1 protein-coding gene is annotated in these 233 nt (G+C 41.2%); it reads right to left on the reverse strand.

Translation table 11 applies throughout. The features are described 5' to 3' along the window. On the reverse strand, nucleotides 1-233 hold a 233-nt coding region (locus tag MTCD1_RS20410), incomplete at both ends, for a cbb3-type cytochrome c oxidase subunit I (RefSeq protein WP_200818728.1).

Raw genomic sequence — 233 nt, forward strand, 5'->3', positions numbered from 1 at the left:
GGTAATTACCAAAGCCACCGAGTAATAAAGCGGTGAGTAAATAGATCACCATAATAATGCCGTGCATCGTGACATATTGCAGATAAGAGCTTGGGTCAATAAAAGAGAAATGATCTGGAAAGCCGAGTTGTAAGCGCATTAGCGCAGATAATACTAAGGCGATCAGACCCACAAAAATAGCCGTGATCGAATACTGAATAGCAATCACTTTATGATCCAGACTCCACACATAC

The sequence above is a fragment of the Colwellia marinimaniae genome, assembly GCF_002207865.1.
Lineage (GTDB): Bacteria > Pseudomonadota > Gammaproteobacteria > Enterobacterales > Alteromonadaceae > Colwellia > Colwellia marinimaniae.